Genomic DNA, 15226 nt, shown 5'->3' with positions numbered 1-15226 from the left:
TGGGCTATTATTTTAGTAAGGGTTCAATTTTTTTGCTTGGATGTGAAAGCTGTTTCCATTATCTTAGCCAAAATGAGGTATGACCATGTTGGACATCAGGGAGTGCTGCGTGAGCTATTTTAAAGAGCTTGATGAAGAGCTGAAATGCTATCTCGAGCAAGCTCAAATAGAAAAATGTTACCAAGCATATTTGGTTGCTGAAAAAGCACACCATGGTCAAATGCGCCGTTCAGGAGAGCCTTACATCACTCATCCTGTTGCTGCAGCGTTAATTTTGGCGCGAATGCGGCTTGATTATCAAACTATTATGGCGACTTTGCTCCATGATGTTGTTGAAGATACCACCGTAAGCAAAGAAGATTTAACCCGTCAATTTGGTGAAGACATTACGGCCCTAGTCGATGGAGTAACCAAACTTACCAAAATCAAATTTGAATCCAAAGCAGAAGCCCAAGCAGAAAATTTCCGGAAAATGGTTTTGGCGATGGTCAAAGACATTCGCGTAATTATCGTCAAGCTAGCGGATCGCTTACATAATATGCGTACCTTAGGCTCTATGCCTGCGGCAAAACGACGACGAATTGCCATTGAAACCTTAGAAATTTATGCCCCCATTGCCAATCGCCTGGGGATGCACTCCATTTATGTAGGTCTTGAAGACCTAGGCTTTCAAGCCTTATATCCCATGCGTTACCGAGCAATTAAATCAGCCGTAGAAAAATCCCGCGGTAATCGTCGTGAATTAACTCAGACTATTGAGCGGGACTTACAGCAAGCTCTTGCTCAATTAAATATCCCTTATGAGCAAGTATTTGGCAGACAAAAGCACTTATACAGTATCTATCGTAAAATGCGACAAAAAAAGGCTTCGTTTACGGAGATCACTGATGTATTTGCATTTCGGGTTATCACTGAGGATATTGATTCCTGTTATCGCATTCTAGGGGCTTTGCATTGTACTTATAAACCGGTTCCTCAGCGTTTTAAAGATTATATTGGTATTCCTAAAGCGAATGGCTATCAATCACTGCATACCACTTTGTTTGGTCCCTTTGGGGTTCCGCTGGAAGTACAAATTCGAACGCGGGATATGGATAAGGTTGCGGATAATGGGGTTGCAGCACATTGGATTTATAAATCCTCAGGATTAGAAGTAAATGAAGCACAGCTACGTGCCCGAGAATGGGTACAAAGCCTTTTAGAAATGCAGCGCAGCACCGGAAATTCCCTAGAGTTCATTGAAAACGTTAAAATTGATTTATTCCCTGATGAGGTTTATGTCTTTACTCCTAAAGGCCATATCATGGAGTTACCTAAGGGGGCTACACCGGTTGATTTTGCTTATGCCGTGCATTCGGGAGTAGGGAATAGTTGTGTGGCAGCGAAAGTAAATCGGCGTTTAGTACCATTAAGTATCCCTTTATCGAACGGGCAAACCGTAGAAATTATTACTTCCTCCAGCGCCCATCCTAATCCGGCATGGTTAAACTTTGTAGTAACAGGTAAAGCGCGTTCCAATATACGTCACTTTTTGAAAAGCCAGCAAAATGAAGAGTCTATTGTTTTAGGAAAACGATTATTAGAACAATCTTTAGCGGAATTATCCAGTGATTATGCCAAAGTACCACCTGAGACACTGCAAGCCTTATTAAGTGATTTACACTATAAAGCAATAGATGATTTGCTCTATGCCATTGGTATTGGTAATCAAATGGCGATGGTAATTGCGAAACGTTTAGTGGTTAGCCAGGACTTTCATGAATTAGATAAAGCGGGCAAAGTGCGCCCCTTTGCTATTAAAGGTACTGAAGGAATGGTGGTACATTTTGGTGAATGTTGCCAACCAATACCTGGTGATAGCATTATTGGTGTTTTCCAGCAGGGCAGAGGGATCATTGTTCACAGCAGTGATTGCGCTACCTTAAAAACTTCACGAATGAACCCTGAGCAGTTTGTTCCTTTACGTTGGGATGAAAAGGTTGAAGGGGAATATTGGGTTGATATTACCGTAGATGTTGCTAATGAACGGGGTGTGTTAGCTGCTTTAGCGACTGCTATTTCTGAGGCAGGTTCAAATATTGGCAATATTAACGTAGACCCTCGTGATGGACGCCATAATGCAGTAACTTTTTCAATCAGTGTTGTTGACCGGACGCACCTGGCTCGTGTAATGCGTCGATTACGGGCAAATAAAGTGGTGATGCGCCTATATCGAAAAAAACAAGGGGATAATTAATGCAGCCTGTACATACTAAATTAGCTCCAGAGGCTATTGGAACTTATTCACAAGCTATTCAATGCGGTAACACCGTATATCTTTCAGGGCAAATACCCCTAGACCCTAAGACCATGCAAATGTGTAGCGAAGACATTAGTGAGCAAATAACTCAGGTTTTAGAAAACTTATCAGCAGTATGTGAGGCTGCGGGTGGTAGCTTGGCCAATATAGTGAAGCTCAATGTGTATTTAACCGATTTAAGTCATTTCCCCTTAATTAATGAGGCCATGGGGCGTTATTTTGTTGAGCCTTATCCTGCACGAGCAGCAATAGGTGTTGCCGCTTTGCCGCGTGGAGCACAAGTTGAAATGGATGGGGTGTTAGTATTGCCTGAATAGGTTGGTTGTTGGGCGAATAGCTCTCTTATCCGTCCTTTCCCGCATTTATGTACAAATAACTATTCGAATATTTTTCGCAGACGGGGACCCACTTGGTGCCATGGTTTTTAATTCCCCTGCCCGCGAAAGATATTCGAATCAGGGTACTGATGGGCACGGGAGAGGGCAAAAATCACAACCAAAATGTATCAATTTTTAGAGTTTAAAGTATGAGTATTCTTTCCCTTCATGACGTTAGTCTTAATATTGCTGGTAATCAATTGTTGGATAAAGCCGATTGGCAAATACAGCCACAAGACAGGATCGCCCTGGTTGGTCGGAATGGAGCCGGAAAATCCACGCTTCTTAAATTACTGCAAGGAGATATTGTTCCTGATAGTGGGCAAATCAATAAACTATCCGGTCTACGTGTCGCAGGCTTAACTCAAGAAGTCCCTATCACAGGAGATGATTCAGTTTATCATTTTTTAGTGAAAAGTTTAGGTGAAGTGGGAGAGGTCTTATCGCAATTTAATGAATTATCCCAACAAGGGAATATGGAGAAGTTAGCCGCCTGTCAACAGCGTATGGATAATCTACACGCCTGGGATAAATTGCCACAAATTGAAACAATGGCTAGTCGTTTAGGTATTACTACCCAGGAACGTATGAATAATTTATCAGGAGGAATGAAACGTCGAGTTCTTCTGGGAGCTGCACTGATTGCTTCCCCTGATTTATTATTATTGGATGAACCAACGAACCATTTAGATATTGAAGCAATTGAGTGGCTTGAGGCTTATCTCAAAAGCTTTAAAGGCGCTGTATTGCTGGTTACCCATGATAGGGAGTTTTTAAGTCAGGTATCCAATCGAATTGTGGAAATTGATCGCGGAAAATTACATCAACATGATTGTGATTATGAAACGTATCTGGACCGTCGCGAGACAATTCGTCAAAGTGAACAAAAGCAAAATGAATTATTTGATAAAAAACTCGCTGAAGAGGAGGTTTGGATTCGCACAGGCATTAAAGCCCGACGTACGCGTAATGAAGGGCGAGTGCGCGCCTTAAAAGCATTGCGTGAAGAATATAAAGCACGCCGGAATCAATTAGGAAAAGTCAAGGCAATTGCTTTAGATGTAAATCGCTCAGGCTCAGTGGTGATTGAAGCAACTAAAGTGAATTATTCTCTCGGCCAAAAGAAGTTATTAGATAATTTTTCTTTATTGCTAACTCGCGGAGATAAGCTTGGCATTATTGGACCTAATGGTTGCGGTAAAACAACTTTAGTGCGTTTATTACTAGGAGAATTGCAGCCTGATTCTGGAGAAATTAAGCAAGGTACTTCTTTAAATGTGGCTTATTTTGATCAACTACGTCGCCAATTACAAGAAGATAAAACGGTAATGTACAATGTGGGTGAGGGTGCTGATTATGTGACCATTAATGGCAAGCAAAAACATGTTGCCAGTTACTTGCGGGATTTTCTCTTTTCTGCGGAACGCTTTAATCAACCTGTTTCCGTACTATCAGGTGGTGAGCGTAATCGTTTATTATTAGCTAAGTTATTTGCTAAACCAGTTAATTTTTTAGTAATGGATGAACCGACAAATGATTTAGATATCGAAACACTAGAACTTTTGGAGGAGATGTTAGTTGATTATCCAGGTACATTAATATTAATTAGCCATGATAGAGCGTTTATTAACCAGGTAGTAACTAGCGTCTTAGTCTATGAAGAAGCCGGACACTTTAGTGAGTTTGTTGGTGGCTATGATGATTATAAAATGCATAAGAAGCAACAACAGCAACAACAGCGTGAGCGAGAAACAGCAGATAAAAATCCCGCTGTTAAGCGCAGTCCGTCCACAAATAAGCTAAGCTTTAATGAGCAGCGAGAGTTATCCCAGTTGCCACAAAAAATAGAGCAATTGGAAAAAAAGATCTCAGAGTTGCAATTACAGATGGCTGACCCCAAATTTTATCAGCAAGATGCCTCGACAATTGCAAAAATAAACCAGAGTCTTGCTGAAGATGAAGCGGTGTTGATGGAATATTATGCGCGTTGGGAAGCTTTAGAGGATCGTTTATAAAGGTACCAATTTGTTTTAGTTTTTATGTTTGAGGAATGAGTAAATGTTATTCACAATGACTTTGGTTATCCTGTTGGGGGCTATTGCCGTGTTTTTTTCACAGGAGTTCCTCGGATTTATTAAGAAAGTTTTTGCAGTTAAAGGGGTTAAGTTATTTTTACCTTTATTGGCGGCATCTTGGTTCGTCTTTAGTTTTGGTGATTGGGTTATCTGGGGGATAACCTATTATCGTGAACTGCTCGCTACAGTATTAACGTTTATTGTGGCCATAATACCGCTCCCACAAATTGCAGAATATACAGCTTTAGTGATTGTATTAACTGTTGTCTCAGTACTTCCTGTATACCTAATTGATTTATATATGCGTAAACGAAGTTATAAATCATACAACTATCCTTATACAACCAGTACACTACTTTTTATTGTAAGCACATTTGTTTTATTGGCACTGTAACTACATCGCCCGTATCGTAATACGAGCGATGAAAACCAATTACTCTAAGTTATTGTCAAGCTAAATGTAGAAGCTGGCGAGATATTGCCGGCAGCATCTGTGGCTGTGAACAGGAGTGTATGCGAGCCTAGGGTTAAGGGGTCTCCGGGGGTGAACGCCCAATTACCATCAGCACCTACTATTGTTGTTCCAATTATATCGACACCATCTGTGATAGTAATGATAGCTCCAGGCTCTGCTGTTCCACTGAAGATAGGTTGCGCATCATTGGTGGAGTCTCCATCACTTATTGGCCCTGAGGTAGTTGTTACACTAACAGTTGGTGCGTTAGGTGCAAGAGTATCCACGGTAAAGGTAAAAGGAGCAGATGCGGGTGAAACATTGCCTATATCATCCGTAGCTGTGAAGGTAAAGACATGTGAGCCCTCAGTTAATGTCGGCGGCGTAAATATCCAATTACCGCCTGCATCTACAGTTGTAGTCCCAATGACAATGCCACCATCCATAGCGGTGATAATTGCATTAGCCTGCGCGGTTCCACTAAATACAGGTTGTGGATCATTAGTAATTCCTCCATTTGTTATTACACCGGTGTTGGGAGGAACATTATCCATTACGCTAGAAATAACAGGTACTGGAGGTGGCACAGTATCTACGGTAAAAATAAAGGGAGCTGTTTGCCCGGACGTATTGCCTGCGGAATCTGTTGCAGTGAAGGTGAACGAATAGGTGTTATCTGATAATGGGGTTAGAGGAGTAAATGTCCAGGAGCCATCTGCTCCTACGGTCGTTTCACCCATAACTATGTTGCTATTGCTCGCTGTGATAACAGCGCCAGGTTCTGCTGAGCCACTGAAGGTAGGTTGCGTATCGCGAGTTGTGCCGCCATTTGCGATCGACCCTACAGGGGAAACATGGCTCGTTACATCAGAAAGAACAGGTACTGCAGGAGGCGTAGTATCTACGGTAAAAATAAAGGGAACCGTTTGCGGTGATATATTGCCAGCAGCATCGGTAGCCGTGAAGGTGAAGAAGTGTGTACCTTCAGCTAATGCCGGTGACATAAATGTCCAATTTCCCGCTACATCTACAGGAGTTGTTCCAATAAGACTGCCATTATCGAAAATTGAGATAACTGTGCCAGCCTCTGCTGTCCCATTGGCTATAGGCTGCGTATCGTTAGTAAATCCATTATTAGCGATTGGTCCCTGATTGGGTGGCACATTACTAGTCAGAGCTAAAAGAACAGGTGCTGCAGGTGCTGTTGTATCTACAGTAAAGTTAAATGGTGCAGTGGGTGTAGAAGTACTGCCGCCAGCATTTGTAGCGGTGAAAGTGAATGAGTGTGCCCCCTCAGCTAACGGAATTGGGGGGGTAAACGTCCAAGAACCATCTGCAGCCGCCGTTGTTGTTCCAATAAGAGTGCTTCCGTCATAAACACTGATAAGATCACCAGCCTCTGCAGTTCCACTAAAGGTTGGTTGTGTATCATTAGTCGTCCCGCCATTATTTATGGGTCCTGTTGGGGCTACATTACTTATCACATCGGTAAGAATAGGTGTTGGAGGTGGTGGCTGGCTTACAGTTAATAGGGCTGCATTAGTAACTGCCTGGCCTATCTCATTAGTAAATACCGCTCTATATTGGCTACCATTATCGCTAATCGACAAGGTAGGTGTCGTATAAGTAGTTAAATTCGCTCCTGAAATATCAACCCAGTTTACGCCATCGATGCTTCTCTGCCATTGTACGGTTGGTGTAGGGGTACCCGTGGCCTCAGCAGAAAAGGATGCGGTACTACCTACAGAAGCGCTTTGGTTTACAGGTTGTTGAGTAATGGTTGGGGCTGCTGTATAAGTATAGGCATTTGGTTTGCTTACACTTCCTGATGATGTAGTTAGGGTGATGGGAACTTCGCCTTCTATATTGGGAGGGCTAATTACACTCACCTGCGTATCAGTAACTTGCACAATAGTGCCCGGAATACCTCCAAAGTTGACACTTTGTGTAGTAGCAAGATTGGCTCCAGTAATCGTGATGGTCGTTCCGCCAGCAATACTACCTTGTGTAGGACTTATAGAATAAATTACCGGTAAATTGCTTCCCAGGTAGGTGTACCCATTGGTTAGTAAGGATTTTTGCCCGTCTGGATTTTGTACGACAACATCAACTGCCCCTCCTGAGGAGTTTGATATTGGAGGAACTACAACGCGAATGCTTGTTGAGGAAAGTACTTGGATATTGGTAGCTAGCTGACCGCCAAAAAATACTAATAGCCCTTGAACGAAATTTGTGCCTGTTATCGTTACGCTATTACCGCCAACAATAGGGCCACTATCCGGCGCTACCCCTGAAATAGTAGGGGCTACTAATTTAGTGATTTGCTCGGCAACCGCCAGGACTTGATCCATTTTTACAGCGGGGGAGCGAACCCATTGGGCAATATTGTTGCCCACGACTTCTCCACGAGCCCTTTTATTGTAATGTTTTGGTTTATCACCAAACAGGCTTAAGTTAATACTAATACTGCTATTATTGGGAGTAGCATTATGTGACACCAGATGCTGGCCTACTACAGAAACTTCTGAAGCGACTCCCCATGAAGGAATAAAACTAAAACCTGCCTGATATGTATCATAAATTTCTCGTAGGCTTGCCTCACCTAAGACCTTGAATCGCTCGCCCAAAAGTTGATCTATTTTAAATCCTACCCCTAAACCTGAACGATCCTTTACGGGGTTGATATTAACGGTTTTAAATTCTCTGCGATAATGTACCTGATCATAATACAAATTAGTTTGGATGAAGGTCGCAGGCGTTAATAATAAATCGATACCTGCATCTAATCCCTTGCTTCTCGCTCCAGCTAAATGGCGAAAGTTAATACAAGTTAAACCGGCACTAAAACCAGCACAGTTAACTCCGTTTGATGTAAACAATACCGGATTTAAATTTTTATTTTCGGCCTGTGCCCAATACCCACCAACATTAAATTCCTGCAGCCAATTGGCATTTAATAGTTGTTGGAATCTGCCCCCATAGGCCATTTGATTGACACGCGCATTAATTGACCCAGAATCAAATTCAAAAGGTAGGCGTTGGCCTAAACGCTCCACACTCGCCTTGAATTGGCTTAAGGGATTAAAGCTATAGCCTAAAGTACCGTTGATGCGATACTGATTCGCTCCATATTCACCTAAAGCACCTAATGCTAATCGCTCACCAAGTGGCAGTACATATTGGGCATTAAAAAAAGTGCCGGTCAAATCACTATAGGTTAAACCCCAATCAAGTGGTCCTTTTAAGCCTAATTGGTTATTCGTTAATGATAAATTATTTAAGGCCTCCGTCTGGACAGGCGTCTTATTTATTGCTGATTTATTAGTTTGATAATAAAGCGAAGAATTAGGTGAGATGGGAGTTGTGGGGGCTACGGCAGCGCCAGCGATTGGCACTAATTGGCAGTATAAGAGAGTAGCGGCTACACAACGACGAAAAAGATTATCCTTTTTAAAAACTTTTTCTAGCACCTAATATTCCTTTAGTATAAATAGAAGAAAAAGTATGTTACCACGATAAATTTATAAGATTCCAGAATATATTCAATGCGTTGCTCTTAATCTTATTATGGAAAACCTTAGCTTGACTTGATGGAATATGGGACGGATCGGCAGCTTAGCCCCGGCTAATTCCCGTGTGGAAAGACAGAGAAATTGTTCTTGGTTAAAAGAAGCCCCAGCATTCAGCAAAAACTAAAAGATTTAGATAGAGCCTGACAGGATACTTTTGATAGGCAAAATAGTTCTTTCCAATAGCTACCAGACAGGCAAAATTTTCTCAAGATGGCAGAGGCTCCTTTAATTAAAAAGAAATAGTGCGATAGATATTAGAATAATAATCAATACAACTATGTGCTTATGATTAACCATAATGAATTTTCCTATATACATTTATTGTATTTTAGCCTATTTATTCCTCACTAAGATTGCTTGCATTACTTGGTTATAAAAACATGAAAGACAGATTTGGGGATAGATAAGAAATTTATGGCTATTAAATTTTGAATAAGAGGACTAAATGATACAATGCGAAGATCTATTCCCTTAGGGTGGCTCATTCTCAAATGACTAATTTTGACAACAAATCGTTTCGCTTCTCCTTCAACCTTCTTGATAAATCTCAACATGCACTTGTTCTACAGTGGATTCAGCAACCTCATATTAATGAATGGCTCCATGGTGATGGTCTGAACAACACCATAAATGATATTGAACAGTTTTTAAATAATGGTAAGCCATGGGCTACCCATTGGATAGCCTATGATAAGGAAGTCCCATTTGCTTATTTGATTACCTCTGATATCGAAAAATCAAAAGAGTATCCTGAGGGAGCGAAGACTTTGGATTTATTCATTTGTAATGTGGATTACATAGGTAAAGGATTATCAGTACAGATGATCCATGAATTCATTTTGAGTCAATTTATTGATGATAAAATTGTGCTAATTGATCCGGAAATTTCTAATCAACGTGCTGTACATGTATATAAGAAAGCAGGATTTGAAATTATTGATGAATTCATTGCCGCATGGCATCCAGTTCCACATTATAAAATGCAACTAAATATTGATGAGCTAAAAAAGAAAAAGTTATCGGCCAAGTAATTTTTCAGTATGTTTAAAGAATGACTCAGTTTCGCCAAAAGAGCTGCATTGTATTACCAATAATAAAAGAGGTTTGGGGAGATAAGAGGGTAGAGAAATTTTATCCTGCCCTTGAGAAGGAATAACTGCTCCGGAACTTGAAAGAAGATTCGCCTCATTGTCCTCGTCTCCTATTTCTTTATGTTCTTCACTTTCATGGGTGAGTTAGAGATAGAACGCTCAGAGCAAACAATTCGACTTCATTCTCCTTTTATATTTAAAACCCAAGGAGATGTAACCTTTTTTGGGTGTCAATTGCAAAATAACTTAATTTTTTTTGCCAACTCATCTTCCTCAGCATAAAAATACGCAGTAGGAACGGCTAATACCTTGGAGATTCTTTTCAATGTGGAAAAATCAGGGGTATGCTTTCCAGTTTCATATTGATTAATGCGAGGACTGGCTGAAAATTCATCCATTCCCGCCGCAATGCCTAATTGTTTTTGTGATATCCCGGCGGCAACACGAGCTTCTTTTAATCGCTTTGGTAAAGGCGAATCGGTCATAAAATTTACCTGCTTATTTTTCTCAAAAAACTAAGGATCGCTTAGTATCCGCCTCTTAATGAACCAAATATGATCATTTGGTTTTTTATGGATTCATGAAGTCTAAATAAAAAACGAAACTGGGATTAACCAGTTAAATTTTATCAATTTTGTTTAGGGGTTCCTAATGAAATTAAGAATATTAGTTGTAAGTGCGTTTATTTGTCTTTTTAGTTCTTCTAATTTGTTGTACGCATGGGGTAATTATCACTATCACTACAAACGCCGACATCACCATCATCATCCCCTTCGAATTCAACCTTATTTACCAAGACCACAGGTGCATGTGCATCAACATCATAGCTTCAATTACTATCCTAATCAGCATTGTCATAATAATATATGTCAGTAGATGTACTAATAACATTGTTTTAAAGACGTTACTGTGAGAAAAAAATGAAAAAATTTATCGCCATAATTCCTGTTTTATTGCTACTTGCTAGTTGTGCTACAGGTTATCATCCAATGTCACTATCGGGAGGGTTTGAAGATTTCCGCTTAAGTGAGGATACCTATACGGTAAAGTTTTTAGGGAATGAATACTCAAGCCGCGATCAAGCTTATCAATATGCGTTAAGACGCTCTGCTGAATTAACCAAAATGAATGGGTATCGTTATTTTAAGATTCTTGATTCTGCGTCAACGGTAAATAAAAAAACTTATCAAACGCCGATAACGGAAACGACTACAACGGATTCAACTTCTGATCACCACCATTATCGTCGTCATAACACCACGACTACCAGTACCACAACGATTTCGGGTGGACAATGGGTAACGGTGGAAATCCCTACAACCTTTATGAAAATTAAATTCTATCGGACTAATGTGGGTGGAGTAATGGATGCTGAGGCTGTTTTAAGTAACTTCAAAAAATAGTCTGTTGCTTGTAATTAATGGCACTTACTTAAGGGATTTTGTAGGCTGGTGCTGAGTGTAACGAAGCCCAGCGCCGGGGCTCAATGCCACACCCATGCTGGGCTTCGCGATGCTCAGCACCAGCCTACACTTCATGCAATCAAGGCTATACGATTGACCAAAGATATTGCTTCAAATCCACACGACCACCAAGCATCACAATTCCTTCCATTTCGAGCAGTGCTTTTTGATATTCATATGCTTCGCTATGCTGTGGGAAGGGGAGTACTCCTCCTGCTTTAATGACCCGATGCCAGGGAAGTTCGTGTTTTTGCGTACTTGAATGCAAAAGCCATCCCACCTGACGTGCGGCACGAGGGCTTCCTGCCAGAGTTGCAATTAATCCATAAGTGGCAACTTTCCCCTCAGGAATTGCTTTGATAAGCCGGATCACTTCATTAGAAAAGTCTGTGCCAACTTTCTTGTCTAAAGCCACTAAGATTCCCTGCTAATTAAAGTTGATAATTCGCGTAAGGCGATAAAAAATTGAGTATAGTCAACTTCTTGACTGCTTAATAGCATTTCTAATAGCTGCTCCCAGCGATTTTGTATAAATCGGTTATTAGCTAACCAGGAATCAATTAATTCTTCAGCATTAGGTTTCTGATGATCTTCTTTTAAAATGGCAATGGTGATACGGCGTTGTAAGTTATCCAAATCTTCACGTAAGGAAACCCGTGCCAAACTATTCCAATGCCCTTCACGTGAGTCCAGGGCAATCTGATCGCGAAACCAAACTAAATTAAACTTACTGCCTACGGTAAAATACACTTCAGCAGTTCGCTCTAAATCAAACTGATTTTGGGTGGCTACTTCGACTACGTTTAGCGCAGTATACATTGCGCGCGTGGCGGCAATTTTCTTGGCAGTTTCCTCAGCAATACCAATGCCGACAAACTGGGCAACCAGTTTATCCAAATAGTCTTTAGTAATCCCCGCCATTAAGGAGGGAATCTTGGTTTCAAGCTTCTTAATCGATTGTTTATAATGCTCAATATTGCTGGCCAAATCGCCATGAAGTCGCCCATGGTGTAAGAACCAACGAGCCGATAAATTCATGAGTTGCCGCACATGATGTAGCAGTTCATATTGGGTTTGTACAGAGACTTTGTAGTTCAATGAGTCAATTAACTCATGCAATTCTTCTAGGCCATAGGCTTTAGCTGCTAGAGTATAGGCACGCGCAATATTCGCAATTGACAGACCGGTTTCTATTTGTAAGCGATACATGAAGGTGATACCAACCGTGTTTACGATCTGATTACTGAGTTGGGTTGCGATAATTTCCCGACGTAAGCGATGTTTTTCCATTTGTTTTGCATAAAGCTTAGTTAGTAAGGATGGAAAGCTTGTTTCCATAGTGCCGATAAAATAAGGATCATCGGGTAAATCTGATTTTAATAACTCACTGGTGATATAAATTTTGGTATAAGCCATGAGAATAGACAGTTCTGGACGAGTGAGTCCTTGTCCTGAGGCTTTGCGTTCTATAAGTTTTTTATCATCGGGTAAGAACTCAACGTTTCTATCTAGATTTACCAATTTTTCCAGTTCTTTGATGTAGGATTGATACAAGCCGCTATACGATACAGTATTAGCGGCAGAAAAACCAAGAACTAGAGCTTGATTATAATTATCTTGAAGTACCAGTTGGGCGACTTCATCCGTCATTTGAAAAAGTTCTTTATTGCGTTTTTCTTCAGTAAGTTTGCCTTGGTTCATTTCTTTATTCAGCAAGATTTTTATATTCACTTCATGGTCGGAGCAATTTACCCCTGCTGAATTATCAATCGAATCCGTATTAATATGACCACCATTTAACGCATACTCCACGCGACCAAGTTGCGTAAAGCCCAGATTACCTCCTTCGCCTACGACTCTACATCGCAGTTCACTGCCATTAATGCGGCAAAATTCGTTGGTCTTATCACCTACCTCCATATTTGATTCAGTAGATGCTTTAACATAAGTACCAATGCCGCCATTGAATAATAAATCAACCGGAGCTCGCAAAATCGCTTTAATGAGTTCGTTGGGTGGCAAGGAGTTTTGGCTGATATCTAATGCTTGTTTTATTTCTGGAGAAAGAGGAATCGACTTAAGGGTTCGTCGATATACCCCACCTCCAGTAGAAATGAGCTCAGGGTTATAATCCTCCCAGGAGGAGGTTGGTAAATTAAAAAGACGTACTCGCTCATCAAATGATTTATGGGCATCAGGGTTTGGATCAAGGAATATATGACGATGATCAAATGCGGCGAGGAGGCGACTGTTTCTGGAATAGGTAAGCCCATTACCAAAAACGTCACCACTCATATCGCCAATACCCACCACGGTGAACTCTTGTTCTGCAAAATTAATATCTAATTCACGAAAATGCCGTTTAATCGATTCCCAGGCTCCACGAGCTGTGATACCCATTTTTTTATGGTCATAGCCCGCAGAGCCGCCAGAGGCAAATGCATCACCTAACCAGAAGTTGAATTCTTTAGAAATGCCATTGGCAATATCGGAAAAGGTGGCCGTTCCCTTATCGGCAGCGACCACCAAATAAGGATCGGCCTCATCGTAGCAAACAGTATTGGCCGGTGGAACGATTTTATCTTCAACCAGATTATCAGTCAGATCAAGAAGCCCCTTGATGAATAATTTATAACAACTAACCACCTCTTGCTTTATTTGCTCACGATCAGACATGTTGTCCAATCGTTTTAAAATAAACCCGCCTTTGGCTCCAGAAGGTACAATTACCGAGTTTTTTACTTTTTGAGCTTTCATTAAACCAAGGATTTCAGTGCGGAAATCCTCAGGTCGTTCCGACCAACGAATCCCTCCACGCGATACTTTGGCACTGCGTAAATGGATGCCTTCAAAACGCGGAGAATATACATAAATTTCAAACATAGGTTGGCCAGGTGGTAAGTCAGGAACTTTTGCGGAATCTAATTTAAAGGATAAATATTCTTGATGATGTCCATCGATATTTTGATAATAATTAGTACGCAGCGTGGCTTTAATTAAGGACCAGAAATAACGAATAATATAATCTTCGTCCAAGCTGCTAATGGCATCAATGTGGGTTTGAATATCATGCTCTAATTGCTCCATGGCTTTTTTAGTCGCAGCATTTTGCTCGGGACTAAACTTCAAGGAAAACAGTTGAATGAGCATTTTGGCAATCGATGCATGCGTATCAATAATTTTTTCGAGGTATTGCTGACTAAAGCGAAATCCTACTTGATGCATGTATTTTGCATACGCACGAATTATATTCAGTTCACGCCAGGATAATCCTGCACCCAGGACGAGCTTATTAAATCCATCGTCTTCGCAAGCCCCCCGTGTAATTTGCAGTAGGGCATCACTAAAAATATCTTTTAATTGCTCAATATCCAAGGCACTGCTATGAGTTGAGGTGACATTAAAGTCACTAATCCAATATTGCTGCTCATTAAGAACTATTTTATAAGGACGCTCGGTATAAGTGCGCAATCCCATATTTTCGAGCATGGGTAGAATATCGGATAAGGGGATTGGCGAACCAAAGCGATAAATTTTAACATGTAAGGGATATTCAGAAAGAGTTGATTCATAGAAATTGATGATTGTAGAACGCTCAATAGATAATTGATCAAGCAGGAACAAGTCGCTTGCCGCCTCTTCAACGGTATGCTGTTCGCAATAACTCATCGAAAGAGCATTAACGAATTTCTGGGCATCAACCTGTTGTTCTAATTGCTGACTTAATTGTTCTTTCCATGAATGGTCCATTTTCAGATCCTAAAATGAAAAACGTTATTATTTAACTACAGTATAGGTGATGAAAAATTTCCGTCCATTTTTATGGGTAACCTGTATTAAGCCTGGGCGTACCGGGAGGAGTATAGAAAGCCCTAGACACACTATATAACTAAAC

At 40.8% G+C, this 15226-nt stretch carries 11 protein-coding genes; 7 read left to right on the top strand and 4 right to left on the bottom strand.

The window, feature by feature from the left end; translation table 11 throughout:
- Positions 1–109: 109 nt before the first annotated feature.
- From spoT to BN3124_RS15590, 4 genes are all read left to right on the top strand, one after another.
- Complete coding sequence (spoT, locus tag BN3124_RS15605; protein WP_058535684.1) at positions 110–2236, top strand: bifunctional GTP diphosphokinase/guanosine-3',5'-bis pyrophosphate 3'-pyrophosphohydrolase; 2127 nt, start codon at positions 110–112, stop codon at positions 2234–2236.
- The gene (locus BN3124_RS15600; protein WP_058535683.1) at positions 2236–2616 is read left to right on the top strand and encodes a RidA family protein; all 381 of its coding nucleotides are present in this window, start codon (positions 2236–2238) and stop codon (positions 2614–2616) included. The genes spoT and BN3124_RS15600 overlap by 1 nt, the downstream gene beginning before the upstream one ends.
- A 209-nt stretch (positions 2617–2825) precedes the next feature.
- Entirely contained in the window at positions 2826–4691 is a 1866-nt protein-coding gene (locus BN3124_RS15595) for an ATP-binding cassette domain-containing protein (RefSeq protein WP_058535682.1), read from the top strand.
- A 43-nt stretch (positions 4692–4734) separates the two neighbouring features.
- Positions 4735–5145, top strand: a complete 411-nt coding sequence (locus BN3124_RS15590; protein ID WP_058535681.1) for a hypothetical protein — start codon at positions 4735–4737, stop codon at positions 5143–5145.
- Between the two features lie 44 nt (positions 5146–5189).
- Here the strand turns inward: BN3124_RS15590 and BN3124_RS15585 are convergent, their stop codons facing one another.
- The gene (locus tag BN3124_RS15585) at positions 5190–8675 is read right to left on the bottom strand and encodes an Ig-like domain-containing protein (RefSeq protein ID WP_058535680.1); all 3486 of its coding nucleotides are present in this window, start codon (positions 8673–8675) and stop codon (positions 5190–5192) included.
- 593 nt (positions 8676–9268) lie between these two features.
- Between BN3124_RS15585 and BN3124_RS15580 the strand changes: the two genes are divergently transcribed.
- Complete coding sequence (locus BN3124_RS15580; RefSeq protein WP_058535679.1) at positions 9269–9808, top strand: GNAT family N-acetyltransferase; 540 nt, start codon at positions 9269–9271, stop codon at positions 9806–9808.
- 290 nt (positions 9809–10098) lie between these two features.
- Here BN3124_RS15580 and BN3124_RS15575 read toward each other — a convergent pair whose 3' ends face one another.
- The gene (locus BN3124_RS15575; RefSeq protein WP_058535678.1) at positions 10099–10353 is read right to left on the bottom strand and encodes a helix-turn-helix domain-containing protein; all 255 of its coding nucleotides are present in this window, start codon (positions 10351–10353) and stop codon (positions 10099–10101) included.
- Between the two features lie 166 nt (positions 10354–10519).
- Between BN3124_RS15575 and BN3124_RS17030 the strand changes: the two genes are divergently transcribed.
- The gene (locus BN3124_RS17030) at positions 10520–10744 is read left to right on the top strand and encodes a hypothetical protein (RefSeq protein ID WP_149865282.1); all 225 of its coding nucleotides are present in this window, start codon (positions 10520–10522) and stop codon (positions 10742–10744) included.
- 44 nt (positions 10745–10788) lie between these two features.
- Positions 10789–11271: a CC0125/CC1285 family lipoprotein gene (locus BN3124_RS15570; protein ID WP_058535677.1), complete on the top strand. Its 483-nt coding sequence runs from the start codon at positions 10789–10791 to the stop codon at positions 11269–11271.
- Between the two features lie 145 nt (positions 11272–11416).
- On the opposite strand, the gene BN3124_RS15565 is transcribed toward BN3124_RS15570, so the two are convergent.
- Complete coding sequence (locus BN3124_RS15565; protein WP_058535676.1) at positions 11417–11746, bottom strand: MGMT family protein; 330 nt, start codon at positions 11744–11746, stop codon at positions 11417–11419.
- Positions 11746–15081 carry an NAD-glutamate dehydrogenase gene (locus BN3124_RS15560; RefSeq protein ID WP_058535675.1) on the bottom strand — a complete coding sequence of 1112 codons (3336 nt, stop codon included), beginning with the start codon at positions 15079–15081 and terminating at the stop codon, positions 11746–11748. Before BN3124_RS15560 ends, BN3124_RS15565 begins: the two co-directional genes overlap by 1 nt.
- Positions 15082–15226 lie beyond the last annotated feature (145 nt).

Origin of the sequence: Legionella saoudiensis, assembly GCF_001465875.1 — a bacterium.
GTDB lineage: Bacteria > Pseudomonadota > Gammaproteobacteria > Legionellales > Legionellaceae > Legionella > Legionella saoudiensis.
This window is presented reverse-complemented; position numbering and strand designations above follow the sequence as displayed.